Source organism: Blautia sp. MCC269 (genome assembly GCF_018785655.1).
Lineage (GTDB): Bacteria > Bacillota > Clostridia > Lachnospirales > Lachnospiraceae > Blautia_A.
Map to the genome: position 1 here is coordinate 24,119 of NZ_WQQE01000033.1, position 26,055 is coordinate 50,173.

The following is a 26,055-nucleotide window of genomic DNA, read 5'->3' on the forward strand; positions in this document are numbered from 1 at the left end:
ATGTACTCTCTCCTTAATAATTTCTAAACCAAGAAGTTATTGCTCTATGGCTTTCGGTTTTGACAGGCATTAAATTCAATACCGCCCTCGTAATATTTAGAAACACAAAGCCGTACGGTTGCTGAACTAACGGCAAGTTTTTCAGCGATATCATTGAAAGTCATGCCATCAGATTTATATAATAAAATTTTGGCACGATCTACAATTTGTGCCTGAATTGTTCTTTTTTTTGATAATGTTTTAAGGTAATCTTTGTCTTCCTCTGACAGAGTAAGATATGTTCTTCTCATAGCGTTCATCCCTTTCTTAGATAACACTATTATACCACACATTATCCTCAAAATATATAGTAGCTATTTAATTTACGTTATACTAGAAATGTGAACTTCCGTAATAATTAACTCTCGAAAGGCGGCGCCATGTATCTCGATTTTCAAGTAAAAATACCAACTGAATCAGCTGGCATTACTCGTAAAAAAATTAAGGGAACCACTTACATTTACTATGCATATGAACATAATTACAATACAAAAAAAGGGTATACTGTCCCTAAGAACACGACGATTGGAAAGTGTACAGAGGATGATTCGGAGCTGATGTATCCGAACACCAACTTTTTGAAATTTTTCCCGGCTGAGGAACTGCCGGAAACAAAAGGCAGTGCTTACAGGAGTGGGTGTCTCAGAGCTGGTACCTATTTTGTACTGCGTAAGATTATAGCGGAGTATCACCTGGATGAAATGCTGGGAGATATCATTGGAAAGAACAGCGGTTTGTTTCTGGACTTGGCAGTGTATTCCATCATTGCAGAAAACAATGCCGGACAGTATTATCCCGATTATGCGTATAACCACCCATTATTTACAGACCGGATGAAAATCTACAGTGACACAAAAGTCTCCGATTTTATTAACAGCATAACCAGGCTCTGCCAGATTGGCGGTGCGGTGGAATCGGTGCTGGGTTCTGCAATTGAGGAAGAAGATATCCCGAAGCTGATTGGCTTCTTAAAAAGGCAGGAAGCAAACGGAAAGTTTTTCTCAAAGGCAATGCAGAAAGAGCCAGTTGCAAATACGGAGGAAGTGTAATGCCGGAGGGAGTGGGTTTTCCATTCCCTTCATTGTTTTTTTATGAAGGGCGCATTTATGGACAACCAGAGGTCGTCCGTATAAGTTTGCCACAAGTGGCAACCGGTCTGCGCTCACGCTTGCCGGGCTCGTTCCGTCGGCGGGCATTTCATGCAGACCTGCTCATGCCGTAGGAGGCACTCTTCGCCAGAGGGGCGCATTCCATGCAGGCTGTTATGCACAGGGCACTCTTATGCAGAGGGCGTTCCGGCAGATACCTTTTTCTTTTAGGAAAACGTTACCTGCCGGAAATCAAAGCCGGATACGGCAGAAAGGAGGAAACGGATCATGGCATTTTTTCATTATACAGTAAAGATTGTTGGACGCAGCAAAGGAAAATCCATCATATCGGCATCTGCTTATCTCAATGGCGATGTGATGAAAAATGAAGAAACAGGCAGGATCAGTTATTACACTTCCAAAAGAGAAGTTGTTTATACCAACCTGTTGATGTGTGAAAATGCACCACAGGAATGGCTGAATGTACCTGCTGAAAATATCAGACGGTTCCAGAAATCTGTCCGATATAAAAGAGCAGATAACAAAGATGCCGCACTGGAAAAATTTAAACTCACTTTTCAGAAACAGCGTTTGTGGAATGAAGTTTTGAAGATTGAGAAGACCTCGGATGCACAACTCGGCAGGTCATTTGAGTTCTCACTTCCGAAAGAATGGAGCCGACAGGAACAGATTGATTATACAACTGAATATATTCAAAAGACCTTTGTAGATAAGGGAATGTGTGCGGACTGGAGCATCCACGATAAAGGCGATGGGAATCCTCATGTGCATTTACTTGTGACGATGCGATCATTCAATCCAGACCATTCATGGGGAAACAAAGAAGTCAAGGACTGGGATTTTGTCAGAGATGAAAATGGAAATATTGTGGTGGATGAATCCCATTCGGACTGGTGGCAGGATAAAAAGAACCCTGACCGTCATGGAATCCGAATCCCGGTATTGGACGAAAATGGCAATCAGAAAGTCGGTGCAAGGAACCGTAAACAGTGGAAACGTGTATTAACCGATGCTACCGGGTGGAACAATCCGAAAAATTGTGAACTGTGGCGGAGTGAATGGGCGAATGTATGTAATGCTCATTTGAAAGTGGAAAATCACATTGACCACCGTTCTTATGCAAGGCAGGGAAAATTTGAGATACCAACGATCCATGAGGGTGCGGATGCCAGAAAAATTGATGAGAAATTTCAAAACGGACAGACATCCTCCGCTTCATGGAAAGTGGAGGAAAACCAGATCATTAAAAACGCTATTCCGATAAATCTCATGGTATTCCTATTACTATCACATGTTATTTATATTGGAATCCGATGTTATGTGAAAGACTGGCAGGAAGAACGGGGATATTTTTAAAATCTAATTTGTTCATTTGCGTTATTTATATTTACTTTCATGCTAATATATATTATCATATTAGCATGAAAGGAGAACCTATATGACTCAATTTGAAAAATTAGATTTGTTATTGCGTGAATGTGGAGGGACAATTCAGACATTTCAAGTCCTAAATAATGGAATTAGTAAGTCTGTGTTTTATGCCTATGTGAAGGAACGAGGATTAGAGCAAGCTTCTCATGGTGTGTATGTATCACCTGATACGTGGACAGATGCGATGTTCCTTTTGCATTTGCGTTGTGGTCAAGCTGTATTTTCTCATGAAACTGCATCGTTTTTTCATGATTTAACGGACAGAGAGCCTTTGAAATACACCATAACAGTAAGAACTGGATATAATCCAAGCCGTTTGCAGGAAGACGGTTTTCAAGTGTATACAGTAAAAAAGGATTTACATGAAATAGGGATCACAACTATGCTGACATCATTTGGACATTCAGTTCCGGTTTATGATATGGAGAGAACGATTTGCGATCTGCTTCGCAGCAGGAAAAATATTGAAATGCAGGTATTCCAAGATGCATTAAAGCAATATGCGAAACGTAAGGATAAAAACTTACGGATGCTTATGAAATACGCAGCTATGTTTCATGTTGAAAAGATACTAAGACCATATTTGGAGGTGTTACTTTAGATGATAACAACGGCAAGACAATTAAAGGATTTGGTTCGTAATCTGTCAAATAAAAAATCCGCAGATGCACAGATTTTGATGCGGAATTATATGATGGAACGTTTTTTAGAACGAATTTCTTTATCAGAGTATAAAAACCAGTTTATATTAAAAGGTGGAATGCTGGTGGCGGCAATGGTTGGTCTGGATGCCAGAGCTACTATGGATTTGGATGCTACCATAAAAGGCACTAATGTTAGTGTGGAGGATGTAGAAATGATTATATCCCAAAGGAAGGAGTTGCATCATGAATAGGATTTTAATTATAGATGATGACAAAACACTGTGTGAATTGATTAAACGTAGCGTACAAGCAGAAAACATAGAAGCTGATTTTTGTAATACCGGAAAAGAGGGCTTACAAAAATTAAGAGAGCACGAATATCAGCTTGTGGTGCTGGATGTGATGATGCCCGGCATGGATGGTTTTGAAACGCTGGAAGAAATTCGCAAGGAGTACAGCTTACCGATTTTGATGTTTACATCTAAAAATGACAGCATTTCTAAAGTACGAGGCTTACGGGCCGGAGCTGACGATTATCTTACAAAACCGTTTGATATGGATGAACTGATTGCCCGTATTGCGTCTCTTATACGCCGCTACACCCGTTTTAATCAGCAAGCCGGAGCCATACAAAAGCTAAATTTTAACGGACTGCAGATTGACCTTGAAAATCGTTCTGTTACTACATCAAACGGCACTTTTGAACTGCCCCCAAAGGAATTTGATTTACTCCTGTACTGTGCAAAGCATCAAGGAAAAATTTTGACAAAACAACAGATTTATGAGGAAGTTTGGGGCGAAGAATATTTCTATGATGACAGTAACATTATGGCGATTATCAGTCGGCTTCGTAAAAAATTAGAAGTCAATCCTTCAAGCCCAAAGTATATACAAACGGTCAAAGGGATTGGCTACCGGTTTAATAAGGAGGTGTAGTCAGTATGGAAATCCTTGTATTCTTGTCCATTGTGATTGCTGTTGTAGCTGTATTGACTTCCATCGTTCTCGTTCAGCGTGTAAAAAAACAAATAGCAGAAATGGCCGATGTGCTGGTTGATGTGAAAAACGGAAATGGCAACCGGCGTATTCTATCTGCAACAAATGAACTGACTGCGCCTCTTGCTTATGAAATCAACGAGATCGTTGTGGCCTATGAAAGCAGACTTTCAACTGTACGGCAGACGGAAGAAACCAACCGCCAGCTTATGACGAGCCTTTCCCATGATGTGCGAACGCCCCTTACTACTCTGATTGGGTATCTTGACGCTGCACACAAAGGACTGGTCACAGGAAAAGACCGGGATGATTATATTGAAACCGCCCGCCGGAAAGCCCATGATCTGAAAGAATATATTGATGTACTCTTTGACTGGTTCAAGTTAAATTCTAACGAGTTTGCTTTGGAGATCCAGAGCGTTGAAGCTGCAGAGCTGACAAGAAATATCCTAATCGACTGGATACCGATTTTTGAAGATAAACAGGTTGAGTATGACATTGATATTCCCGAACATCCTATCCGGGTAAGATTGGATATGGACAGCTATATGAGGATCGTCAATAATCTCATTCAAAATGTAATCGCTCACAGCCATGCAGACAAAATCAAAATTGCCCTGTCAAAGAAGGAAAATAACATGGAGCTGCTGCTTGCGGATAATGGAGTGGGAATTGAGAAGGAAGATTTGAAACACATTTTTGAACGGCTCTATAAGTGTGACAAAGGACGGTCTGACAAAGGCAGCGGTCTTGGTCTTTCTATTGTCCATCAGCTTGTAGAAAAGATGGGTGGGAGCATAACAGTTGAAAGTGTACCGGGAAAAGGAACGGAATTTACTTTGCTTTTTCCTTTGGAAATTTAAGCGGGTTCCCGTCTTTATGGCGGGAGCCTTACTTATTTTCAGAAGTCTTTTAGAAAATGGCATGGGAACCTTCTCAATCCCCAAACGGATTGAGAAGTAGCGGAATAGGATTTGCATTGCAATTCATTCCTTAATTGCAAGGTTAATGCAAGGTTGCGGCAAGGTTAATGCAAGGTTGGCATGATAGAATACCTTACAGAACAGGAGGTTTTGAATATGGATACAAATTATATCATTGAAACAAAAAATCTGACGAAGCAATACGGCTCACAAAAGAGTGTGGCTGACTTAAACATCCATGTGAAGCGTGGGAAAATTTACGGTCTGCTGGGCAGAAACGGAGCCGGAAAAACCACTACCATGAAAATACTGTTGGGCTTAACGAAGCCGACTTCCGGGGAGGTCAAAATCTGGGGAAAGTCTTTGCAAGGGAATGAAAAGAAGTTGCTGCCCCGTATCGGAAGCCTGATTGAGTCCCCCGGTTTTTATCCCAATCTGACCGGCACAGAGAACCTGCGTATCTTTGCTACTCTGCGGGGCGTACCAAACAATCATGCTATCAAAGATGCTCTGGATCTGGTAGGACTGCCCTACAAAGATAAAAAGCTCTTTTCACAGTATTCTCTTGGTATGAAGCAGCGGCTTGCCATCGCCCTTGCCGTTATGCACGATCCGGAACTTTTGATTTTGGATGAGCCGATCAACGGTCTCGATCCCATCGGTATTGCAGAAGTACGATCCTTTATTCGAGAGCTTTGCGACGCAAGAGGAAAAACTATTTTGATTTCCAGTCACATTCTTTCAGAGATTTCCTTGCTGGCTGACGATATTGGAATTATCGACCACGGCGCGTTGCTGGAAGAAGAAAGCCTTGCTGAGCTGGAGCAAAAAAGCAGTAAGCATATCCGTTTTACGCTCTCTGATACTGCACAGGCGGCAAGAATTTTGGAACGCAATTTCCATGAAAACCATTTCTCCATACAGGACGACCACAATCTGCGTCTGCACAACCTGGATCTGCCTGTGGGGAAAATTGTAACTGCCTTTGTAGAAAACGGATTGGAGGTATCGGAGGTGCATACTTGTGAAGAAAGTCTTGAAGATTACTTCAAGCGTGTGACAGGGGGAGAAGGAATTGCTTAAACTAATCAAATGCGAATTTTTGAAATTAAAACGGAAGCCATTGGTATTTATTTCCCTACTGCTTTCTGTTTTCATGCCATTGGCTTATGCTTTCTTTCTGGCAGATGTAAACACTGATGTGGATGCTGTAAATGGAGTGATGTCCAGCCTATTCCAGCTTAGTGCATATTTGCTTTTGATGCCGCTTCTTGTGATACTGGCTTCGAATCTGTTGTTTGAGGAATTTGATAATGACACACTGAAAAACCTTGTTACCGTACCGGTAAATAGAACCAAGCTGGTGCTGTCCAAGATGCTGGTTTTACTGTTGTTTGCCGTTGGCTTTATGGCAGTTGGAGGATTGGTAAATCTTGCGGTTTTGTTGTTTCAGGGTTGGGAACCGGTTGGATTTTGGACCTTGTTTGGCGTTGGAATTGAAGAAGGGCTGATTATGTGGGTGGGCGCACTTCCCTGTATTCTGCTCGTTGTTCTTCTTAATAAAAACTATATCGTGTCTGTCGTGATTACCTTTTTCTATACGATTGCGAATTCTATCCTTTCCACGAACGATATGTTTCTCACACAGCCTTTTGGTTTGAACATAGGAACCCTGTTTCCGGGGCCGCTGGCCTTCCGCTGGACATTCCAATTTTATGACCAAAGCCAGACCAGTGCGGAGTTAGCAGATTTGTTGGAACGGGTCAGTCCGTATTTTCTGAATGGTGTTCAGGTATTCGGTGTGATTATTGTGGAAGCCATTGTATTTCTTGCGCTGATTGCATTTGTTTACCGGCGACAGGAAATCTAAGGGGGTGTGACTATGTGGAACTTATTAAAATCGGAATTACTGAAACTGCGCCGGTGCCAGATTCTTTTGGTAGGGCTGGTGGCGCTTGCACTCTGTCCTTTGGTTCAGTATGGAAGTCAGTTGATTGTGGAGGCAGAGTACCGAAATCCAAATTATGATTTTTCTGCACTATTTGAAAATGTTGTTTGGGGAAACACTCAAATATTCCTTCCAATTTCACTGGTAATGATCGGAGGATGGCTTATAGACAGAGAATCCACTCATGATACACTGAAAAACATCATGACAATTCCTGTTTCTATGCCGAAAATGTTGGGAGCTAAGTTACTTTTAGTCGGTATGCTTGCAGTTCTGCTGGGAATATACAGCGTTGGCATTACCTTGATTACTGGATTGACGGTTGGATTATCGGGACTGACAGCGGAAGTGTTTTTTCATGGAGGTACGCAGATCGTGTTAGCGGCTCTGACGACCTATTTGGTCTGTATGCCGCTGATCCTGATTTTTGGGCAGATCCGAGGGGCATATCTGGGCGGTTCCATTCTGGCGTTCTTCCTTGGATACAGCATGTTGTTTTTCAAAAGTGGTATCCTTGCCAGCATCTATCCGTTCTCTGCTGCGCTGATTTTAGTGGGATTTGACATGAGTGAATATGCCGGAACAACCACATCCTCAACCCCTTTGTTAGCGGTCATTGGGGTTGGCATCATGGTTCTCTGGGCGGTGCTGTTGTTACTGATGTCCAGTAACAAAAAAGAAATGAAATCCCGTAAACAGGCAAATGCCAAGGGAAAAGGAAAGCGTGCTGTACGCAGGAAAGGAAGGTGATAGCTGTGAAGAAAATAGTTTTATCATTATGCCTGATACTATTGGGTGCTTCTGTGCTTTCAGGTTGTACAAAAGACGAATTTCTCGATCAGTATAACAATATTGTTCAGTCTGCTGGTTCCATAGCGCTTACCGGAAATTCATCCTTACAAGGTACGAAAGAAAAAGGAATTGATGATTATACAGGAAGCTATACAGCCAACTATGAGGATTTTTCAGATACAGAGTATTTGTTCGGCGGAACTTCCATAAAGCGTGAAGCTGGTAAGGATCTGTCTATTGACTGCGCGCTGGAGGTTACGGAGGGAACTGCAAAAGTATTTTGGATTTCTGGAGCTGATGAAGCAGTCACTTTGTTTGAAACAACCGGAACATATAGTGACACAATTACACTTCCTGATGGTGGAAATTATATTGGCATTGAATGTGAGAATTTCACTGGAAACATTGAATTAAATATTGAATAATACTCTGCCGGACGACGGCAAAAGAAAAAAAGCCGTCGTAGAGCAGACAATTTGACACGCCCATTTGAAACGGCGGCTTTGATTTTCAGAGCCGCCGTTTCTTTGCGTTTACACAATCCTATGACGACTTGCAGGGACACGGTAGCCGATTGGAGGTTATTTTGCCGTGTCTCGTTTGCTTTTTCAAAGCTCGCATGATCTACATCAGTTAAAAAAGCATTGCTCCTCCCGGGCACGTATAACATTGCATCGGCATTATCGTTCCGTGTAATTCAGTACAATAATGGCTGTTCTTGGTGCCATTATTTCGGAGATACTCCAGTTGTCTGCTGCTACCGTTCCCCATCTCTGTTCGGTTCACCCTTTAACCACCCGTGAATCGAAATGGAGGTACATAATGAAGAAAGTCAATCTCCGGGATCTGTATCCCGATGTTTATAAAACCGATCACTTTGTAGAAGTAACAGAAGATGTGCTGGAGACGATCAGAGATTCTGAGCGTGCAGAAGCTGCCTATGATCGGAGGATGTATCATTATAAGGCGCATTACTCTCTGGATTGTGAGAATGGCATTGAAAATGCGATCCTGATGAAGCCCCAGACGCCGGAAATGCTCCTGGAGGAAAAGCAGCTGCGGGAGCAGCTCTACATCGCAGTGATGGCTCTGCCGGAGAAGCAGGCCAAGCGGATTTATGCCCGATACTACCTGGGAATGACGGTAAACGAAATTGCCGAAGTAGAAGGTGTAGACCCAAGCCGTGTCCGAGACAGTATCCGGCGTGGCTTAAAACAGCTCGGAAAATATTTTTGATAAAGTTTCATTTGATGCGCCTGTTTTTTGTCAGTGTTAATAAGAAGGTTATACCGATTTGAAGTGCGCTTATTAAGAAAACGCCAGATCCAGGGGCGTATCACCTCTGCATCTGGCGTTTTCTTATAGATTTGTACTTGCCTGTTTATCCAATATACGGGAATATTAAAGCAGCTTCACACCCTTTCGGGAAAACATTAGTAAGTTTGAAATTGCCGTTATGAGCTATGGCGACTTGTTGGACAATCAGAAATCCAAGCCCATGTCTTAAATCAAGCCGCTCATCTGTGCTTTCCATATAATGCGGTTTTTCTTCCAGCTCTTGCAGCTTTTCAGCAGACAGACCCGTTCCGTTATCCGTAACCGCCAAGATAAGATAGTTTTGCGATGTTGTAAGCGAAAGGCAGACTTCACAGCCCTGTGGGTTGTGTTTTATGCTGTTCTGGACAAGGTTGTTTACAGCTCGCGAAATCAATCTGGCATCACATTCCAACACAGCATTTTCGGCGTCAGGAGTGATCTTAATTCCGATGTTGTAGCTATCGGAAATTCCTGTATTCAACAGGTCTGCTACATAGGATCGCAGTAGTTTGGATAAGCGAACCATCTCTTTATGAAGCGGCTGCATCTCATATTCCAACTGCGATACTAAATTCAAATCCTGCACCAGCTCTTTGATTTTTACACTTTGCTCCCGTACTATTTCCGCCTGTTCACGGATGCTCTTGCTGGCAGCTTTACTTTCTGCAATACGGCCCGCATACCCCATAATCATGGAGAGAGGTGTGCGGATGTCATGAGAGACCCCGCTGATCCAGTTGGCTCTGGCTTCGTTTTGCCTGCTTAATATCAGAGAGGCTTTATTTACGCTGTTCGCAATTTCGGATAACTCTCTATCAATATGGAGAGAAACGGGTTTGCCATCGGCCAATGTTTCAATGGCATCTACAATCGGTTCCGTGTTCTGGATGATCCTGCGTTTTGAAAAATAGTAGGCCAAAAACAGGCACAGCACATCCATGCCCAACATTCCTATCACATAGAGGGGAATTTTCTGAATAGTCTCCATGGAATAGTAGTTGCTGGTGAGCTTCATATAGCTATTCTTTGGATACCCTAAAACTAACAATCCATCCTCTGTACTCCAGACAAAAACAGGATAATCCTCCAGATAGCCTTTGGAAAATAAAGCTACCTCTTGAATGCTGTAATGTTGCGGCACTTCTTGTGGCACATCGAGCCGCCAGAAGCATTCGCCCGTTGACGTTAGATACATGGCCCAGATATTGTACTGGCGCAATTTCTGCTCTGCGTAATCGGGCAAACCTTCTGTGGTAGCCGCAGTAGAGGTCAGCTCAAGCATGGCGCGCGGGGACGCTTCTCCGTAATCCTCTGAAACTGTGTGATAGAAAGTCACGCCATACAGAACGACATTGACAATTACCAGGATCAAAAGAAATGCAGCGAAAGACGCCAAGTGCTTTGAAATATAGGTTCCAAAAGATTTCATGGCGTCACTTCCTTGTAATCAGTTTATAACCCAGCCCCTTGATCGTAATCAGGGAAACGGGCTTTGAGGGATCGGCTTCAATTTTTTCCCGAATCCGCCGTACATGGGCATTCAGGCTATTTTCATAGCCGAAAGGATTGTCGCCCCATAATGCTTCACAAAGAGCGTCAACCGTAACGATCTTTCCCTCGTTGCGGGCCAGCGTTTCCAGCAGGGTATGCTCTTTTGCGGTCAGGGGGATAATCTCGCCGCCCTTGTTGACCTCTGCCCGGCTAAAATCAATCGTACATCCATCCAGGAAAACCCGCGGGCTGTCCTCTTTATAAGTTCGGCGCAAAACCGCATAGACACGCAGTAATAGCTCCTGCGGCATAAACGGCTTTGAAATATAATCGTCTGCTCCAAGGCCAAGACCGGCCAACTTGTCTGCTGCTTCGTCTTTTGCGGTCAGAAAGATGATTGGCACATTTGTAAAAGTGCGGAGCTGCTTCATCAGGGAAAAGCCGTCCCCATCTGGCAGCATGACATCCAAAACCATCAAGTCGGGTTTTTCTTTTTCTGCCGTTATTATAGCCTCTTTTACCGTTGCGGCAGTAAGTACCGTTTCAAAACCAGCATCGCTTAAAAAATCGGATACCATTTTCAGCAAATCTGGCTCATCGTCTACAAGCAAGAGCTTCTTCCGATGCAGAAAAGAGTTGTCCATAGCGTCACCTCCCGAAAGTATTATAACATAGGATTTCAAGTCTGCGGAGGGCATCCTCAAAAGTAAGGTAAAAGTAAGGACGGGAGAATGTAGATGTCAGGTTGAAGTTGTACCATAGAAGCATCGAAAGGAGATGTTTCTATGGACTATATCATTACAACGGAACATTTGACCAAGAAATATAAGAACTTCACTTCGGTCAATCATGTTTCGCTTCATATTCGCAAGGGCAGCATTTATGGTTTTCTTGGCCCGAACGGGGCAGGCAAATCCACTACCATGAAAATGCTGTTGGGGTTGACCGCTCCCACAAAAGGCAGCTTTACCATTGATGGGAAACAGTTTCCGCAGGATCGGATTGCCATTCTCAAAGAAATCGGCTCTTTCATCGAAGCGCCGTCTTTCTACGCGAATCTCACCGGGCGGGAAAATCTTGACATTATCCGCCGCATTTTGGGACTGCCGAAAGCTGATGTGGAAGATGCTCTGGAACTGGTAGGGCTGACCGAGTTTGGCGACCGGCTGGCAAAACAGTATTCGCTGGGAATGAAGCAACGCTTGGGCCTTGCCGGGGCGCTCTTGGGGCGTCCGCCGATTCTGATTCTGGACGAACCCACAAACGGTCTTGACCCGTCTGGTATCCACGAAATCCGCAATCTGGTAAAATCCTTGCCCAGCCTTTACGACTGCACGGTGCTGATCTCGTCCCATATGCTGTCTGAAATCGAATTGATTGCAGATGACATTGGGATTCTCAACCACGGGCGGCTGCTGTTTGAGGGAAGCATGAATGATCTGCGTCAATACGCCCTGCAATCCGGCTTCGTTGCGGACAATCTGGAAGATGTGTTTCTTTCTATGGTTGAGAAAGATAACATGGACAGAAAGCAGAGGGCAAAATTATGAAAACGCTGGCAATCGAACTTCGGAAAGGAAAGCGAACCGGCGTGATTCCCGTGCTGCTGGCCGTTGGTGTCTTGGGAGCCGCCTACGCATTTGTCAATTTCATTGTGCGGAAAGACACACTTCTGAATTTGCCGCTGGCCCCGATGGATGTCTTGTTGACCCAGCTCTACGGCATGATTATGGTGCTGAATCTGTTCGGTATCGTGGTTGCTACCTGCATGATCTACAACATGGAATTTAAGGGAAGTGCCGTAAAGAAGATGTATATGCTTCCCGTCAGCGTCCCGGCCATGTATCTGTGCAAATTTCTGATTCTGACGGTCATGTTTTTGGTTGCAATCGTGCTGCAAAACCTGGCGCTTGCACAGATTGGAATGACGGACTTGCCGGACGGCGCATTTGAGATGGGTACGCTGGTACGCTTTGCCGGATACTCTTTTCTCACATCCATGCCGGTACTGTCGTTTATGCTGTTGATTTCCTCGCGCTTTGAAAATATGTGGGTGCCGCTTGGAATTGGTGTTGCCGGTTTTCTGAGTGGTATGGCCCTTGCAAATTCGGGGCTGACGCTTTTGCTGGTGCATCCTTTTGTGATTATTCTGAAACCAGCAGTAGCCATGAGCGCCCAGCCTGATTCGACGGTTGCCCTTGTCGCTTTAGTGGAAACACTGTTGTTCCTTGTTGTGGGCTTGTGGCTGGCGAAGTACAGACGCTACGAGTAAGGAGGGATAATAAGAAATGAGCTTTTTGGATTTACTCAAAATCGAGTTTATGAAAGTAAAACGCTCCAAAATCGTACCCCTGATTTTCATTGCACCTTTATTGGTGGTGGTTTCCGGGGTTGCGAGTTTGAGCAACTACTTTACACCGGAATACACCAATGCGTGGCCTGCTATGTTTATTCAAAGTGCGCTTGTTTACGCCTACTATCTGCTTCCATTCAGCATGATCGTGGTTTGCGTGATGATCGCAGGACGAGAAACAGGAAATAACGGGATTCTGAAAATGCTGGCGCTGCCGGTCAGCCGCTGCACATTATCCATTGCCAAATTCTGTGTGCTTACCTTTTATCTGTTTATGGAGATGGTGGTGTTTCTTGTCGTATTTGTAATTGCTGGGTTGATTGCGACACAGACAATGGGAGTAACAGGAACCCTGCCGATCCTATATCTTCTGAAATGGTGCTTGGGGCTGTTTCTGACTATGCTGCCGTGCATTGCGGCTATGTGGGCCATCACTGTGCTGTTTGAAAAGCCGCTTCTTTCTGTGGGATTAAATCTGCTGCTTGTGATTCCCGGTGTATTGGTTGCGAATACGCCGCTGTGGATCGCCTACCCGTACTGTTACAGCGGTTATCTCGTTTCCTGCTCTCTCCATGACTTTACAGCAGAAACTTCCGACGCCGCTTTTTCGGTGTTTCCGTTCCTGCCATGCGCGATTGTAGTGTTTGGCCTGTTTTTCGCGCTGGCTGTCACCAAATTTGGGAAAAACGAAATGAGGTAAAACTATGGAAAAGAAAAAACTTCAATCAGTTAGTATCGCTGCGCTCATTGTGAGCATCCTACCGCTGGCGGCTCTTGCCCCATCGCTTCTGCACTTTTCGCTGTTGGATGGAGTCCGAACCGCTTGGGCCGGAGCCAATATCGTTTTTGTCCTGCTGGGTCTGATTCTTTCGGTGGTATGTGTGCGGAGCAGGGAAAGCCGCAGCATTATCAATATTGTATCAACTACAATCAGCGTTTTTTGGCTGCTGCTGATGGTGGGAATTGTTGCGCTTGCCATGTTCCTTACTTTCGTTCAGTGAGGAAACGGTTATGCGTAGAGTTGGGAAATTTATTGGATGCTGCCTGATCGCGGTTTCTTTGCTAGCTTGTACTGCCTGCTCCATCTCGATAGGTTAGAGCAAAAAGCAAAGCTGTATTATGGTAACTATTGCTGTAAAACGGATTTTGATTTAATTCGAAAAATTAAAGCCTTAGTCAAGTAACTAACTACAGACACCATCTGCCAGACGACGGCAAAAGAAAAAAAGCCGTCGTACAGCAGACAATGTGATACGCCCATTTGAAACGGCGGCTTTGAGAAATCAGAGCCACCGTTTCTTTACGTCTACACAAACCTATGATGAATTTTCAAGGAATATTGTAGCCAATAGTGATTTAAATTGTTATATTTGTTTGAAAATCAAAAAAGATCTAGTGAATCTTCTGCATATACCCACATTTGCAAATTTTCATCAAGATATAATCTTGTATATTCCAGTGGTTCATTAATAGCAAGTTCATTTAATACACAGTCTGATCCAGGCGTGGTTTTTAAGTCCTTCTCAGCTTCCCAACAATCAATGCGGAGCATATAGCCGGCACTGGTATAAACATCAATACTGTTGCACTGTGGATTGTATTCTGCAAATATTGTTCTCATCGTATCCCATCTCCCTATGATTCAATCGATCATTAATTGTAAAAATTAAGAAGCATTCCAATCAGTTCACCATGTCAGTTTTATTTTGTGTTATACTATTTTATATAATTTTTTTGCCCTTGTATTTTCCCTTATCAGAGTTCGTAAACACTGGTGGGACGATATAACACAAGGGAAACAATAAGGGAAAGTTCGCCTGTGATAAATTCAGTATTTTCAAGGGTTTGCGGAGAATTTAACAACAAGATATAATAGTTATTAAATTTCTTAAAACAGGTGAAATCTCAATCGGAATTGACCGAGCACATTGGGCGAGGGATACTTCTTATTTGAAGGGAAAGAAGATGGAATTGAAGAGTTTAGAAAAACTTGAATTTAAGGAGCATATAGATGAAATTAGCAGATTTAGCAACAGGTTCTGATTGGATAGTGTGGATTGTCTTTGCAATATTTGCTGTACTTTCTATAACTTTACTTTCTGGACGCGGGAGCTGGTTTATTTCTGGATATAATACAGCTACAAAAGAAGAAAAGGAAAAATATGATGAAAAGAAGTTATGCAGAACAATGGGAATTGGAATGTCTATTATAGCAATTCTTGCATTAATTATGGGCTTGCTTGAAAATATTTTGCCTGCATTTTTTGTATATATTGCATTGGGGATTATTTTGATTGATGTCGTGGTAATTATCATTTTGGGAAACACGCTATGCAGAAAGTAATAACTTCCAGTTAGTTGAGATGTTGCAAAATTTGGAATCAGGAGAGAATAAGAATGATTAACAATTTGATGTACATTGAATTAAAAACGGGATATTCTGATGATGGTCCGGCATGGATTGGATATGTCAAAACTTCAAAAAGTAAGAAAACAATCTATTTTAATGACCATGCCTTTCAGAAGAATATCGGTAACTATGCAAATTATATAGATATTGAAAATGGTGATAAATATTGGCTTTCCGGACTGAAAAAGGAAGAGAGCAATCGTCATTGGGCAGGACATGGAAAGATTATGATTGATCGTAGAGCTGTTAATGAATACCTTTCCCTGATTGGTGAAAAGGAATTGCCATTAAATCTGTTTGAAGTAGTTGATATTGAAGATAGATTTCCGGTTAAAAGAGTAAAAGAATTATTGAATGAAAAGAAATAGCAATGCCAGCAGTCTTGCAATATTGAGAATAAAAAAATTGTGACATTGTCACATATGCGTGCTAATATGATTATAGAAAAAGTGTGCTGCCGATAGACGGTTAGCCCACATACTTAATTGATTGAAAATAACCGTTCAGTTTGCGAGGCGGGGGCGGTTATTTTTGTGTCTTGTTATTAACTTTGCCGAATACCTTTGAGTAACGAGGGAGTAAGATATATGGAGCAGTTATTGATTGTTGAAGATGATATTGGTTTGAATCAAGGTTTATGCAAAGCACTGAAAGTAGATGATCGGAAAATCATTTCCTGCAAAGACCTGAAAACGGCGAAGGAGCAGCTGCTTTGCGGCGGTGTATCCCTGATCCTGTTAGATATCAATCTGCCGGATGGCAGTGGGCTTGAATTGCTACGGGAGGTCAAGGAAACCATACCCGGGATTCCTGTTATTCTGCTGACTGCCAATGATACCGATCTGGACATCGTGGACGGACTGGAGAGGGGCGCTGATGATTACATTACCAAGCCCTTTTCTCTTTCGGTTTTGCGGGCAAGGGTGAATACCCAACTGCGAAAGCAAGCGTCAAGCCATAAAAATGCACCGACCCATATTGATCTTTTTCACTTTGACTTTGAGGCTATGACCTTTTATGTGGGAGATTCAAAAGTGGAATTGAGTAAAACAGAGCAAAAATTACTGCGTCTGCTTGTTGAAAATCGTGGTCGAACCATGACCCGTGGAGACCTTGTAGACAGGATCTGGACAGATGGTGCTGAATATGTGGATGAAAATGCTTTGTCTGTTACGATCAAGCGTCTGAGGGATAAGCTTGGGGCACAGAAATACATTAAAACCGTCTATGGAATCGGTTATAGTTGGGTGACAAAAGATGAATAAAAGCGGCATCGCGATCATACTGCTGTGTTTTCTGGCGGCAGCAGCTGTTGTATTATGGGAGCGGAGAAAGGTCATAAAAGCGATGGAAGAAATCGAAAGGATGCTGGACGCCGCCATGACCGGCTCCTTTTCTGAAACAACTTTTGATGAAAGCCAGCTGTCTGCTTTGGAAACAAAGTTTGCACACTATCTTTCTGCCGCAGAAGCATCTTCTCGAAATATGGCACAGGAAAAAGACAAAATCAAATCCTTGATTGCGGACATTTCCCATCAGACGAAAACGCCGATTGCAAACCTGCTGTTATATAGCGAGCTTTTGATGGAGGAAACTCTGCCTGCATCGGCAAAGGAAAACGTGGAGGCACTGTACAAACAATCGGAAAAGCTACGATTTCTGATTGATTCTCTCGTAAAACTTTCCAGACTGGAAAATGGGATCATTTCACTTTCCCCTCAGCAAGCATCACTTCAGCCGCTGCTTGAAAGCGTAGTAGAACAATATGCCGCCAAGGCTTCTGGAAAAGGATTATCCATATATCTGTACAATACAGATATTTCCGCTACATTTGACTTCAAATGGACAGAGGAAGCACTGGCTAATATTGTAGACAATGCCATCAAATATACGGAGCATGGAACAATCACGATTTCTACCGTAAGTTACGAAATGTTTACAAGGATCGATATATCGGATACCGGTTCAGGTATCTCGGAAAACGAGCAGGCAAAGATATTTTCCCGTTTTTATCGTTCAAATGCTGTTCAGGAACAAGAAGGGGTTGGCATCGGCTTATACCTTGCCCGACAGATTATATCCGGTGAGAGCGGTTATATCAAGGTTGCTTCCGTTCCGGGAAAAGGAAGTACGTTTTCCATATTTCTGCCGAAATAATAACAATTCTATCAAAATTGTTAGATTTTATTTTCCGCCGGAAAGAATGTGGAAAGAATCCTATGCGATAATCTGTATGTATCAAAGGATCATTTCCTTTCATACATACAGATTTTTTCATGGAGGTACTCGTTTATGGAGGTTTTACAGGCAAAAGACCTGAAAAAGATTTATGGCTCCGGTAATAACGCAGTTCATGCGTTGGATGGAGTTGATTTAAGTGTGAAGAAGGGAGAGTTTGTTGCAATTGTCGGCACATCCGGATCCGGAAAATCCACGCTGTTGCATATGCTGGGCGGGCTGGATCGTCCTACAAGCGGCACGGTCATGGTGGACGGACAGGATATTTTCTCCCTGAAGGAGGAAGCGCTGACCATCTTCCGCCGCAGGAAAATCGGCTTTGTATTTCAGAGCTACAATCTTGTTCCGGTGCTGAATGTATATGAAAATATCATTCTACCCACTGAACTGGATGGCGGAAAGGTAAACAAGGCTTTTGTGCAGCAGATCGTGCAGACGCTTGGACTGAGCAACCGTCTGGATGCCCTGCCCAATCAGCTCTCAGGCGGTCAACAGCAGCGAGTAGCCATTGCCCGTGCGCTGGCGGCGGCACCCGCTATCATTCTGGCAGATGAACCGACAGGTAATCTGGACAGCAAGACCAGTCAGGATGTTTTGAATCTGCTGAAGGTGAGCAGTCAAAAATTTGCCCAGACCATCGTGATGATCACCCACAACGAAGAGATTGCCCAACTATCTGACCGGAGCATCCGCATAGAAGATGGCCGCATTGTCACGGGCCGATGAGGAGGTGACCGTAATGAAGGTAAGAAATCAAAAATGTATTCGAAAGCTCAGCTTAAAATCTCTTTATGCGAACCGTCGCCGCAATCTGATCGCCATTTTTGCCATTGCGCTGACAACGATGCTATTTACGTCCATGTTCACCATTGTCTTGTCGTTGAACGCCAGTTATGAAACCTACCAGTTTCGGCAGGTAGGTGGCTATGCACACGGTACCTTTAAAGATGTTTCCTCCGAGCAGGCGGAACGTATCGCTGCTCATCCAAAGGTGAAGGCTGCGGGGGCACGGAAGGTGATCGGCATCACTGTGGATGGCGTCTTTTCCAAAACGCCTGCAGAGATCAGCTACATGGATGCCAACTGCACCAAATGGAGCTATGCCACCCCTACTACCGGGCGGATGCCCGAAAGCGGTAAAGAAGTAGCCATGGATACGGCAGCGTTGCAGCTGCTTGGCGTAACGCCGGAGCTGGGCGCCGAGGTCACGGTTTCCTATTCCATCACGGACAAGGATCAAACCGCCTTTACTGTAACAGATACCTTTACGCTGGTGGGCTATTGGGAATATGATGAACTAATGCCTGTTCACTACATCAACATCAGCCGTGATTACGCAGATGACATCGAAGCGCAGGCAGTGAAAACAGGGTTACAGCCTTTCCGCACCGATTTGAATGTCATGCTGGCCTCCGGCACAAATATTCAAGGGCAGATGGAGCAGGTGGATACCGATCTTGGCTACACATGGGACAGCTATACCGATCCCAACAGCGTCCGGATCGGCGTCAACTGGGGATATACCTCATCCCAGCTGGAGTCACAGCTCGATCCAGAGCTGATGATCGCCATAGCAGCGTTTTTGCTGCTGGTGATTTTCACGGGGTATCTTATCATCTATAACATTTTTCAGATCTCTGTTGCAGGGGATATCCGGTTTTACGGACTTCTGAAAACCATTGGCACAACGCCCCGGCAGCTCAAACGTATCATTCGCCAGCAGGCACTTCTGCTTTGTCTGATCGGCATTCCAGCAGGACTGTTGCTGGGCTACGGCATCGGCGCTGTTCTGGTACCTGTTGTCTTGCGCTCCACCCAGTTGGATGCAGGCATCACCACCATCAGCACTTCGCCTGTGATCTTCCTTGGTTCCATGCTGTTTGCCCTGTTGACGGTGCTTTTATCCTGTTCCAAGCCCGGAAAAATGGCAGCCAGGGTCTCTCCGGTAGAGGCTACCAAATATACGGATGCGATACAGACTAAGAAAAAACAGCGCAGCACCCGGGGAGCCAAGCTCCATCAGATGGCCTTTGCCAATCTGGAACGAAACAAGAAAAAGACGGTGCTGGTGGTGGTGTCTCTGGCACTGTCGGTGACACTGTTCAATGCGCTGTGTGCCTTTGTGGGAGGCTTCAGCATGGAGAAGTATGTATCCTCCATGACCTGCGCCGATTTTATCGTCAGCACTCCCGACTATTTCCGTTTCAACCCGGCAGATGAATTCATCACGCCAGAACAGATCGAGGAGATCGCAGCAAACACAAAGGCCAGTCTTTCCGGCACGGGATATGCTGTGCTAAAAACCGCATACCTGTGGATGACGGAGGATGCTCTGCGGCAAGACTATGCAAGGTACGAAAGTGCCGAGCAGTTGGACATCCATATGAGCCGCATGGAGCACCGGGGCAATATGGTGATGGGAGATACCAGAATCGAGGCTCTGGATAACAGTCTGTTTGACAAGCTGCAAGTGTTCGACGGAGATATTTCTCCTATGCTGGAGCCGGACAATAACGCCATTGCCATTGCGGTTTCTTTGGATGATTACGGCAATCTGCCCAATCCTGAATACTACCCCAAGGTGGGAGACACGATCACGGCTACCTATGCGGATGATGTGAAATATATCGACAGCCGCACAGGGGAACTGTGCAACGAAGACACACCGGAGGAGTACCTTCAGGCAAAATTGTATGGGGCCAGAGATGTAGAGTACACGGTCTGCGCCTTGGTAGAACTTCCGAACTCCATGGGTTATCGTTATGGTGGTATTGGATATAACGCAGTTTTGCCTGTGGACACCGCACAGAGGGACAGCGGTGGTGCAGTCGTTCCGATGCTCTACCTGTTCGACACAGCGGACGAAGCTGACGAGGCCGAAGCAGAGCAATATCTGTCAAAGCTCACGGCCGGTGAGTTTTCGCCCTTGATGTATGAAAGCAAAGCCACGGTTCGCTCTGAGTTTGCTCAGTTCCGGCAGATGTTCCTTCTGATCGGTGGTATCCTCTGTGCTATCATTGGGCTGGTGGGACTCTTAAATTTCTTCAACGCCATGATGACCGGTATTCTTTCCCGCCGCCGGGAATTTGCGGTGCTTCAGGCTGTAGGAATGACGCCCCGACAGCTCAAAACCATGCTGATCTACGAGGGGTTGTTTTACGCAATGTCTTCCGTATCGGTGGCCTTTGTGCTTTCACTGGCGGTGGGACCTCTTGCGGGGAAAATGCTGGGCAGTATGTTCTGGTTCTTTGAGTATCGGTTCACCGTTCTGCCTGTCCTGCTGACAATTCCGGTATTTCTTCTGCTTGGGTGGCTGATTCCCTGCATGATGTATGATAATGCAGCGAAATGCAGCATTGTAGATCAGTTAAGGGATGCTCAATAATTGTTAAGCCATAATTAGCCCTCTGTCAATGAAAAGGCTGAGGGCTGGAATTCAAATAATAATCAAAGTGACCATTACACTGGCCAGCGGCAAGAAACAGGTCATTTCCGTTACTGTGCAAAAAACAACAGTAAGAACAACAAAGATCACCGGACTGAAATCAAGCGTGACCGTTGCAAGAAATAAAAAACTTACGCTGAAACCGGTCATCGGCCCGATCACTTCCCAGGAGAAGGTTACCTACAGTTCTTCAAATAAGAAGATCGCAACGGTAAGTTCCAGTGGTGTGATCACTGGAAAGAAAAAGGGAACAGCCTATATCACAGTGAAATCTGGAAAGATCCGCAAAAAAGTAAAAGTAGTAGTTAAATAAAAATGATTTAAGCAGGAGCTGCCTTTCATGAATACACATGGAATGTCAGCTCCTTTTTTCATTTTTTGCATGTAGCTTTATTTGCAGAAGTAGATTACGATATTAATAGTTGACCAGGGAGAGAAGAATGATTAGATAATATGTTATAGTGATAATGGAATTATGGTAACAAAAAAATTTATAAAAAAAGTGCAACCAAACAGAAAAAAATACGTTATATATAATAGACAACATTAATATGGCACACTGCAAATAACCTATCTGCATAAAAACACTAATATACAGGGGAGAAATGTGATATGGAAGATATACATATTATAAATTTATTTTTAGAAAGATCAGAAGATGCAATTCGCCAGGTAGAAGTAAAGTACGAAAAATTTTGCTTTAAGATTGCATGGAATATTTTATATAACACAGAAGATTCAGAAGAATGCGTAAATGATACGTGGCTGATAACGTGGAATAAGATTCCGCCTAAAACGCCAACAAAATTATCTGCATTTCTTGGAAAAATAACCAGAAATTTGGCATTGGACAATTTCAGAAAGAAAAATGCTTCAAAAAGAGCAGATACACATATGATGGATATTTGTGGTGAAGTGGAAAAACTGGAAAATACAATAAAGGATTATGTGGAAGAGGACATAAAGAAAAAGGAAATTTTGAATATTTTAGAAAAATTTTTAAGTGATTTAAAAGCAGGGGACAGGGATATTTTTGTCAGGCGATATTGGTATATGGATAATATTAAAGACATTGCAAAAAGACATGGATGCTCTGAGACTAAAATTAAATCCAGTCTTTTTCGAAGCAGAAACAAATTATGGGAAGAGGTGAAAGAAATCATATGAAAAAAGAAAACAATTTTTTGGATCTGATGGGAGAAATAGATGAAAAATTTGTTTACGAAGCTTCCCTGCCATGGAAAAAGCGAAATGTTAATTTGAAATTAAAATTAGCAAAGATTGCAGCAGCAGGAGTTGTAATAGCATTATTGATAGGAGGCTTGGGACATCCGCATGAGATAAAGGCGGCCTGGGAACAGATTACTTCGTGGATTCAAACTGCATTGGGGATTAATGAAAATGTAGAATCATATATAGATAGTGTTGGAAAAACGATTACTAAAAATGGAATTTCTATTACGTTAGATGAAATTGCTGCTGATAAGGAGAATTTATGGGTGGCAATATCTGATAATATAAATGATTCAAAAGAAAAGGAGACTATTCTACTAACAGAAGTGGAGATAAATGGAAAAGCAGCACAGTTAGATGGAACATATGCTCTGGAGAAAAAGGAGAACGGAACAGATGGTCAGGTTTGTCATTATAGGTTGGAAGATACAACTTTTAAAGATAATACAGCAGATATAAAAATGAAAGTATGGTTATTTGATCCAACAGAAATGGATACTGCAGATACAGAAGATACGGATGACTATATTTTTGAATTTTCATCAAATTGGGAAGAACTAGAGAAGAATACCATAAATGTAAATGTGAATAAAAAAATAAAGATATCTCCAAATCAAAATCTGACGATTTCAAAAATGAGCTTAAACGATTTGGCAAGTACAATTTATGGAAATTTGGATAATAAAGAATATGAAGATTATTATTTACTAGGAACCGACGATAAAGGAAATCAGGGGCTTTATAGAATGACAAATTATGGAGGCACAGAGACTGTGTTTGAAGAAAGCAGAAATAATACAAAATATAAAGGAATTTCTCCAGATGCTAAAACGGTGACATTAGAATTATATGTAAATAAAGAAGAAAAAAACAGCACAACATATAAAAAATATGAAACTGGAATAGAAGATACTTACGGAGAAGGCGAAGGACGTGTTTATGAAAGTGATGAAGATCCTCTGGATTTATATAGCCCAGTGGAAGGAAAAATAGAAATTAAAATCAGATGACAAAAGAATAATTTGATCGAAGAGAGGGAGGAGATACCGCAATTGGATATTTTTACTGTAGAGATAAAAAAATAACAATAAAATGTTTGGTGGTACATTTAAGATTCGTATAAATAAAAATGGTATAATTACATTTCCGTAAGTAATACGAGAAGTTGATTAAATCTTTGAAAATCGAAAATACAAAATATAGCAAAAGTGCGATTGACGCCAACAATATCTTGTGTTAATATGATTGTGAGATTTGTATTTGTATCTGTAGACACAGATAAGAAACGCTGGTTCCGGATCTGACCGGGAGTAAAACATTAAGGAGCCAAAAGCCTCCTGCCTTTGTAATAAATAAGGTCATTTAGAATGAAAATTTCTAAATGGCCTTTTTTTGTTGCAAAAATATGGCAGACAACAAGTACAGATCAGCAAATAAGAAAAGGAGGATCATAAAAAACACAAGGAAGCTCAGAATGCAAGGAGGGCGTTATGAAACGAAAAAAGATGGAAAAGGAGGTCGTGCACCTTCTTGAATGGATTATCGAATATCCAGGAGTATGGCAGATCGTATGTAATCCAGATGGAAAAGAAACTTCGCCTGAATCTTTTAAGATGGCATATGATATGCTGGTCAAAAAATCTCTGTTTTATCTGATACCGGTATTGTTTGCAACACATCCGGGAGAAGAATCACTGGAGATGGCGAAAAATTTATGTACGGCTGACTCTGCTGCCCGCGAGATCCGAAAAAATGGTATAGGAGCGTTAGTCAAATGTATGCGGGAACATCTGGAATGAAACTGGAAAACTTTATAAAGTTATGGGAGGACAATTATGAACAAATCAATCATGATGGGACGAGTAGTAAATGAGCCTGATTTACGCTACACACAGACAGAGAATGGAGAACTTGCCATCGCAAACTTTCGCTTGGCGGTAAACCGGAAATTTGTACGAAGAGGAGATCCGGAAGCAGATTTCTTCAGCTGTACGGCTTTTGGCCGAAAAGCAGAGTTCGCGGAAAAATATCTGTTTAAGGGGATCAAGATTCTGGTAGAAGGTCGTATGCAGAATGACAACTACAAGAATCGGGCTGGTGAAAATGTCTACGGCATGCGGCTTATGATTGAAGAGATTTCTTTTGCAGAAAGTAAGAAAGCTTTAGAATCTGGAAATGACGAACGGGAAGAAGCGGAAAGAGAAACAAGGGCATCTTCTAATCGAAACCGTTCTGACCGTGCAGAAAACCAGCGTTCAGCTTCCAGAAGCACCAGAAGTGGAAGAGAAGAAGTGGATGACCGCGACTATGACAGAGAACGTGAAGATGGAAGGTACAGAAGCAACACCAGGGCAGGTGCATCAGATGACAGACGGAGATCAAATTCTGGCGGGACAAGATCCAGAGGAACTTCGGCAAGAAGCCGGGAGCGTAGTCAGGATATTGATGACCGGTACATGGAAACAGATGATGAAAAGCTGGATTTTGACTGAGCAAATCATAGGAGGAAATGCTTATGATGGAGGAAATGAACAAATGGTTGTCTGCACATAAAAAGCTGTGCGTGATAACTGGAATTTTTGGTCTGTTAGTATCACCATTTTTATGGCCGATATTTCTGGCAGTGATCATACAGTCCCTTTCACTGGTCATTCCGGTTGCAGCAGGATTGTTTTTCTATGAAAAATTTATTATGAAAAAGGACAAGGAGGAAACGAATGAGAATGATGATGACAACAAACAGCAAAAGAATGCAGATGCCCGTAAAGTACATGCAGATGCTGAAAAGACCGAGGATTTACCGAAAAATCATGAGAAGGGATCGGAAACGGTAAATTTCGATAATCAGGAGAAGCAGGCAAGATGCAGGGCACAGGCTGCCATATGGTACGAAGATGAAGGCTTTGAGCGGATCCAGGCGATTCGGAAAACTCTGGAATCTGAAAATCGAAACCGTTTTTCAGTAAACAGGGAAGGAATCTGCAGTATTTCCATTGGAAAAAGGAAATATCGAAGGGTTGGAATTTTAAAAGGATATCCTTTTGGACAGACAGAGGTGATCCGGGAAAAACTAAAGAAGGATGGTTTCATCACCAGTATGGGATGCAATAATTATCTCTGGATCTCATGGTAGAGAGGAGCTGGAACATGAGCATTTGCTGTAAAGCCATCCGGCAGATCTATTATAATGCAGGAAGTGGATATACGGTAGCTTCCTACATGACCAATGAAGATTTACCGGAGGAAGTAAAAAAACAAAAGAATGGAAATTATGGAATATTTCAGGCATTTGGAACCGAACTTCCGACAAACGAAGGCCTGGATGTGGAACTGACTGGAGACTGGAAACCCACAAAATATGGAATGCAGTATAGTGTGAGCAATTTTTCAGTAACCATGCCAACCACAAAAGAAGGTATTCGGACTTATTTGTCGTCATCCCTGATCAAAGGGATCGGACCGGCAATGGCAGCCCGCATCGTAGAAACGTTTGGGGAAGACACACTGAATGTTTTTAATGACAGCCCGGAGAAACTCCTTCAGGTAAAAGGAATTACGCAGAAACGCTTAGATGATATTCTGGAAGGATAATCGAGTAGGAGGGAAGAGAGTATGAAACTTTTTCTGTAAAATAATGTTTAGAAGGTTCTTCTATGATAAAATAAATATCATTAGGAGGGCCTTTT

30 protein-coding genes and 3 pseudogenes are annotated in these 26,055 nt (G+C 43.0%); 29 read left to right on the forward strand and 4 right to left on the reverse strand.

Annotation, left to right across the window (positions count from 1 at the left end; translation table 11 throughout):
- Positions 1-44: 44 nt before the first annotated feature.
- On the reverse strand, positions 45-290 hold the full coding sequence (locus GPK88_RS11110) for a helix-turn-helix domain-containing protein (protein ID WP_243003937.1): 246 nt from the start codon (positions 288-290) through the stop codon (positions 45-47).
- A gap of 633 nt (positions 291-923) precedes the next feature.
- Here GPK88_RS11110 and GPK88_RS11115 point away from each other — a divergent pair.
- From GPK88_RS11115 to GPK88_RS11165, 12 genes and pseudogenes are all read left to right on the forward strand, one after another.
- Positions 924-1,088, forward strand: a pseudogene (locus GPK88_RS11115) (relaxasome subunit MobC); the annotation flags it as partial.
- Between the two features lie 327 nt (positions 1,089-1,415).
- Positions 1,416-2,396 (forward strand): annotated as a pseudogene (locus GPK88_RS11120) (MobA/MobL family protein); the annotation flags it as partial.
- Between the two features lie 21 nt (positions 2,397-2,417).
- Positions 2,418-2,504, forward strand: a complete 87-nt coding sequence (locus tag GPK88_RS19620; protein WP_242997104.1) for a DUF6040 family protein — start codon at positions 2,418-2,420, stop codon at positions 2,502-2,504.
- An 82-nt stretch (positions 2,505-2,586) separates the two neighbouring features.
- On the forward strand, positions 2,587-3,180 hold the full coding sequence (locus tag GPK88_RS11125) for a type IV toxin-antitoxin system AbiEi family antitoxin domain-containing protein (protein ID WP_021651954.1): 594 nt from the start codon (positions 2,587-2,589) through the stop codon (positions 3,178-3,180).
- A pseudogene (locus GPK88_RS11130) lies at positions 3,181-3,447 on the forward strand (nucleotidyl transferase AbiEii/AbiGii toxin family protein); the annotation flags it as partial. It lies immediately after the preceding gene.
- 19 nt (positions 3,448-3,466) lie between these two features.
- Entirely contained in the window at positions 3,467-4,159 is a 693-nt protein-coding gene (locus tag GPK88_RS11135) for a response regulator transcription factor (RefSeq protein WP_215707806.1), read from the forward strand.
- A 5-nt stretch (positions 4,160-4,164) separates the two neighbouring features.
- Positions 4,165-5,082, forward strand: coding sequence for a sensor histidine kinase (locus tag GPK88_RS11140; RefSeq protein WP_215707807.1), 918 nt, complete (start codon positions 4,165-4,167; stop codon positions 5,080-5,082).
- A 216-nt stretch (positions 5,083-5,298) separates the two neighbouring features.
- Positions 5,299-6,225: an ABC transporter ATP-binding protein gene (locus GPK88_RS11145; RefSeq protein WP_215707808.1), complete on the forward strand. Its 927-nt coding sequence runs from the start codon at positions 5,299-5,301 to the stop codon at positions 6,223-6,225.
- On the forward strand, positions 6,218-7,012 hold the full coding sequence (locus GPK88_RS11150; protein ID WP_025581211.1) for an ABC transporter permease: 795 nt from the start codon (positions 6,218-6,220) through the stop codon (positions 7,010-7,012). Before GPK88_RS11145 ends, GPK88_RS11150 begins: the two co-directional genes overlap by 8 nt.
- Positions 7,013-7,024: 12 nt before the next feature.
- Complete coding sequence (locus GPK88_RS11155) at positions 7,025-7,840, forward strand: ABC transporter permease (RefSeq protein WP_117659145.1); 816 nt, start codon at positions 7,025-7,027, stop codon at positions 7,838-7,840.
- 5 nt (positions 7,841-7,845) lie between these two features.
- On the forward strand, positions 7,846-8,307 hold the full coding sequence (locus tag GPK88_RS11160; protein WP_044961764.1) for a flagellar hook-associated protein FlgL: 462 nt from the start codon (positions 7,846-7,848) through the stop codon (positions 8,305-8,307).
- A gap of 397 nt (positions 8,308-8,704) precedes the next feature.
- Positions 8,705-9,118, forward strand: coding sequence for a sigma-70 family RNA polymerase sigma factor (locus tag GPK88_RS11165; RefSeq protein ID WP_044961763.1), 414 nt, complete (start codon positions 8,705-8,707; stop codon positions 9,116-9,118).
- A gap of 145 nt (positions 9,119-9,263) precedes the next feature.
- Here GPK88_RS11165 and GPK88_RS11170 read toward each other — a convergent pair whose 3' ends face one another.
- Together GPK88_RS11170 and GPK88_RS11175 are read right to left on the reverse strand one after the other, a co-directional pair.
- On the reverse strand, positions 9,264-10,628 hold the full coding sequence (locus tag GPK88_RS11170; RefSeq protein WP_215707809.1) for a sensor histidine kinase: 1,365 nt from the start codon (positions 10,626-10,628) through the stop codon (positions 9,264-9,266).
- Between the two features lie 4 nt (positions 10,629-10,632).
- Complete coding sequence (locus tag GPK88_RS11175; protein WP_044961761.1) at positions 10,633-11,334, reverse strand: response regulator transcription factor; 702 nt, start codon at positions 11,332-11,334, stop codon at positions 10,633-10,635.
- Between the two features lie 141 nt (positions 11,335-11,475).
- Here GPK88_RS11175 and GPK88_RS11180 point away from each other — a divergent pair, with 141 nt between their 5' ends.
- From GPK88_RS11180 to GPK88_RS11195, 4 genes are read left to right on the forward strand one after another with little or no spacing between them, the layout of a single operon-like run.
- A complete protein-coding gene (locus GPK88_RS11180) occupies positions 11,476-12,240 on the forward strand; it encodes an ABC transporter ATP-binding protein (protein ID WP_118617161.1) in 765 nt (254 codons plus the stop codon).
- Positions 12,237-12,962 carry an ABC transporter permease gene (locus tag GPK88_RS11185; RefSeq protein WP_195567463.1) on the forward strand — a complete coding sequence of 242 codons (726 nt, stop codon included), beginning with the start codon at positions 12,237-12,239 and terminating at the stop codon, positions 12,960-12,962. Before GPK88_RS11180 ends, GPK88_RS11185 begins: the two co-directional genes overlap by 4 nt.
- A 16-nt stretch (positions 12,963-12,978) precedes the next feature.
- The gene (locus GPK88_RS11190; RefSeq protein WP_215707810.1) at positions 12,979-13,743 is read left to right on the forward strand and encodes an ABC transporter permease; all 765 of its coding nucleotides are present in this window, start codon (positions 12,979-12,981) and stop codon (positions 13,741-13,743) included.
- A gap of 4 nt (positions 13,744-13,747) precedes the next feature.
- Positions 13,748-14,044, forward strand: a complete 297-nt coding sequence (locus tag GPK88_RS11195) for a hypothetical protein (RefSeq protein WP_215707811.1) — start codon at positions 13,748-13,750, stop codon at positions 14,042-14,044.
- 380 nt (positions 14,045-14,424) lie between these two features.
- On the opposite strand, the gene GPK88_RS11200 is transcribed toward GPK88_RS11195, so the two are convergent.
- A complete protein-coding gene (locus tag GPK88_RS11200; RefSeq protein ID WP_195567690.1) occupies positions 14,425-14,664 on the reverse strand; it encodes a DUF6061 family protein in 240 nt (79 codons plus the stop codon).
- Between the two features lie 390 nt (positions 14,665-15,054).
- Here GPK88_RS11200 and GPK88_RS11205 point away from each other — a divergent pair, with 390 nt between their 5' ends.
- The 13 genes from GPK88_RS11205 to GPK88_RS11265 all read left to right on the forward strand — a co-directional run bounded on the left by GPK88_RS11205 (position 15,055) and on the right by GPK88_RS11265 (position 25,960).
- Positions 15,055-15,387: a DUF3784 domain-containing protein gene (locus GPK88_RS11205; protein WP_195273880.1), complete on the forward strand. Its 333-nt coding sequence runs from the start codon at positions 15,055-15,057 to the stop codon at positions 15,385-15,387.
- Positions 15,388-15,440: 53 nt separating this feature from the next.
- On the forward strand, positions 15,441-15,821 hold the full coding sequence (locus GPK88_RS11210; protein ID WP_195273878.1) for a mannose-1-phosphate guanylyltransferase: 381 nt from the start codon (positions 15,441-15,443) through the stop codon (positions 15,819-15,821).
- Positions 15,822-16,040: 219 nt separating this feature from the next.
- The gene (locus GPK88_RS11215) at positions 16,041-16,718 is read left to right on the forward strand and encodes a response regulator transcription factor (RefSeq protein WP_215707812.1); all 678 of its coding nucleotides are present in this window, start codon (positions 16,041-16,043) and stop codon (positions 16,716-16,718) included.
- Positions 16,711-17,610, forward strand: coding sequence for a sensor histidine kinase (locus GPK88_RS11220; protein ID WP_215707813.1), 900 nt, complete (start codon positions 16,711-16,713; stop codon positions 17,608-17,610). Before GPK88_RS11215 ends, GPK88_RS11220 begins: the two co-directional genes overlap by 8 nt.
- A gap of 135 nt (positions 17,611-17,745) precedes the next feature.
- Positions 17,746-18,417: an ABC transporter ATP-binding protein gene (locus GPK88_RS11225; RefSeq protein WP_215707814.1), complete on the forward strand. Its 672-nt coding sequence runs from the start codon at positions 17,746-17,748 to the stop codon at positions 18,415-18,417.
- Between the two features lie 13 nt (positions 18,418-18,430).
- Complete coding sequence (locus GPK88_RS11230) at positions 18,431-21,076, forward strand: ABC transporter permease (protein ID WP_195567692.1); 2,646 nt, start codon at positions 18,431-18,433, stop codon at positions 21,074-21,076.
- A gap of 67 nt (positions 21,077-21,143) precedes the next feature.
- Entirely contained in the window at positions 21,144-21,449 is a 306-nt protein-coding gene (locus tag GPK88_RS18890; protein ID WP_330606330.1) for an Ig-like domain-containing protein, read from the forward strand.
- A gap of 299 nt (positions 21,450-21,748) precedes the next feature.
- The gene (locus GPK88_RS11240; protein ID WP_118511542.1) at positions 21,749-22,303 is read left to right on the forward strand and encodes an RNA polymerase sigma factor; all 555 of its coding nucleotides are present in this window, start codon (positions 21,749-21,751) and stop codon (positions 22,301-22,303) included.
- A complete protein-coding gene (locus GPK88_RS11245) occupies positions 22,276-23,379 on the forward strand; it encodes a DUF4179 domain-containing protein (protein ID WP_215707815.1) in 1,104 nt (367 codons plus the stop codon). Before GPK88_RS11240 ends, GPK88_RS11245 begins: the two co-directional genes overlap by 28 nt.
- 480 nt (positions 23,380-23,859) lie before the next feature.
- Positions 23,860-24,168, forward strand: a complete 309-nt coding sequence (locus GPK88_RS11250) for a hypothetical protein (RefSeq protein ID WP_215707816.1) — start codon at positions 23,860-23,862, stop codon at positions 24,166-24,168.
- A gap of 36 nt (positions 24,169-24,204) precedes the next feature.
- A complete protein-coding gene (locus GPK88_RS11255) occupies positions 24,205-24,861 on the forward strand; it encodes a single-stranded DNA-binding protein (protein ID WP_215707817.1) in 657 nt (218 codons plus the stop codon).
- Between the two features lie 23 nt (positions 24,862-24,884).
- A complete protein-coding gene (locus GPK88_RS11260) occupies positions 24,885-25,502 on the forward strand; it encodes a hypothetical protein (RefSeq protein WP_215707818.1) in 618 nt (205 codons plus the stop codon).
- Positions 25,503-25,516: 14 nt separating this feature from the next.
- Positions 25,517-25,960 carry a YrrC family ATP-dependent DNA helicase gene (locus GPK88_RS11265; RefSeq protein WP_215707819.1) on the forward strand — a complete coding sequence of 148 codons (444 nt, stop codon included), beginning with the start codon at positions 25,517-25,519 and terminating at the stop codon, positions 25,958-25,960.
- Positions 25,961-26,055 lie beyond the last annotated feature (95 nt).

Coding starts and splice junctions, on each gene's coding strand:
- GPK88_RS11110 (WP_243003937.1), bottom strand. CDS start 290: ATGAGAAGAACATATCTTACTCTGTCAGAGGAAGACAAAGATTACCTT.
- GPK88_RS19620 (WP_242997104.1), top strand. CDS start 2,418: ATGGTATTCCTATTACTATCACATGTTATTTATATTGGAATCCGATGT.
- GPK88_RS11125 (WP_021651954.1), top strand. CDS start 2,587: ATGACTCAATTTGAAAAATTAGATTTGTTATTGCGTGAATGTGGAGGG.
- GPK88_RS11135 (WP_215707806.1), top strand. CDS start 3,467: ATGAATAGGATTTTAATTATAGATGATGACAAAACACTGTGTGAATTG.
- GPK88_RS11140 (WP_215707807.1), top strand. CDS start 4,165: ATGGAAATCCTTGTATTCTTGTCCATTGTGATTGCTGTTGTAGCTGTA.
- GPK88_RS11145 (WP_215707808.1), top strand. CDS start 5,299: ATGGATACAAATTATATCATTGAAACAAAAAATCTGACGAAGCAATAC.
- GPK88_RS11155 (WP_117659145.1), top strand. CDS start 7,025: ATGTGGAACTTATTAAAATCGGAATTACTGAAACTGCGCCGGTGCCAG.
- GPK88_RS11165 (WP_044961763.1), top strand. CDS start 8,705: ATGAAGAAAGTCAATCTCCGGGATCTGTATCCCGATGTTTATAAAACC.
- GPK88_RS11170 (WP_215707809.1), bottom strand. CDS start 10,628: ATGAAATCTTTTGGAACCTATATTTCAAAGCACTTGGCGTCTTTCGCT.
- GPK88_RS11175 (WP_044961761.1), bottom strand. CDS start 11,334: ATGGACAACTCTTTTCTGCATCGGAAGAAGCTCTTGCTTGTAGACGAT.
- GPK88_RS11180 (WP_118617161.1), top strand. CDS start 11,476: ATGGACTATATCATTACAACGGAACATTTGACCAAGAAATATAAGAAC.
- GPK88_RS11185 (WP_195567463.1), top strand. CDS start 12,237: ATGAAAACGCTGGCAATCGAACTTCGGAAAGGAAAGCGAACCGGCGTG.
- GPK88_RS11190 (WP_215707810.1), top strand. CDS start 12,979: ATGAGCTTTTTGGATTTACTCAAAATCGAGTTTATGAAAGTAAAACGC.
- GPK88_RS11195 (WP_215707811.1), top strand. CDS start 13,748: ATGGAAAAGAAAAAACTTCAATCAGTTAGTATCGCTGCGCTCATTGTG.
- GPK88_RS11200 (WP_195567690.1), bottom strand. CDS start 14,664: ATGAGAACAATATTTGCAGAATACAATCCACAGTGCAACAGTATTGAT.
- GPK88_RS11205 (WP_195273880.1), top strand. CDS start 15,055: ATGAAATTAGCAGATTTAGCAACAGGTTCTGATTGGATAGTGTGGATT.
- GPK88_RS11210 (WP_195273878.1), top strand. CDS start 15,441: ATGATTAACAATTTGATGTACATTGAATTAAAAACGGGATATTCTGAT.
- GPK88_RS11215 (WP_215707812.1), top strand. CDS start 16,041: ATGGAGCAGTTATTGATTGTTGAAGATGATATTGGTTTGAATCAAGGT.
- GPK88_RS11220 (WP_215707813.1), top strand. CDS start 16,711: ATGAATAAAAGCGGCATCGCGATCATACTGCTGTGTTTTCTGGCGGCA.
- GPK88_RS11225 (WP_215707814.1), top strand. CDS start 17,746: ATGGAGGTTTTACAGGCAAAAGACCTGAAAAAGATTTATGGCTCCGGT.
- GPK88_RS11230 (WP_195567692.1), top strand. CDS start 18,431: ATGAAGGTAAGAAATCAAAAATGTATTCGAAAGCTCAGCTTAAAATCT.
- GPK88_RS11240 (WP_118511542.1), top strand. CDS start 21,749: ATGGAAGATATACATATTATAAATTTATTTTTAGAAAGATCAGAAGAT.
- GPK88_RS11245 (WP_215707815.1), top strand. CDS start 22,276: ATGGGAAGAGGTGAAAGAAATCATATGAAAAAAGAAAACAATTTTTTG.
- GPK88_RS11250 (WP_215707816.1), top strand. CDS start 23,860: ATGAAACGAAAAAAGATGGAAAAGGAGGTCGTGCACCTTCTTGAATGG.
- GPK88_RS11255 (WP_215707817.1), top strand. CDS start 24,205: ATGAACAAATCAATCATGATGGGACGAGTAGTAAATGAGCCTGATTTA.
- GPK88_RS11260 (WP_215707818.1), top strand. CDS start 24,885: ATGATGGAGGAAATGAACAAATGGTTGTCTGCACATAAAAAGCTGTGC.
- GPK88_RS11265 (WP_215707819.1), top strand. CDS start 25,517: ATGAGCATTTGCTGTAAAGCCATCCGGCAGATCTATTATAATGCAGGA.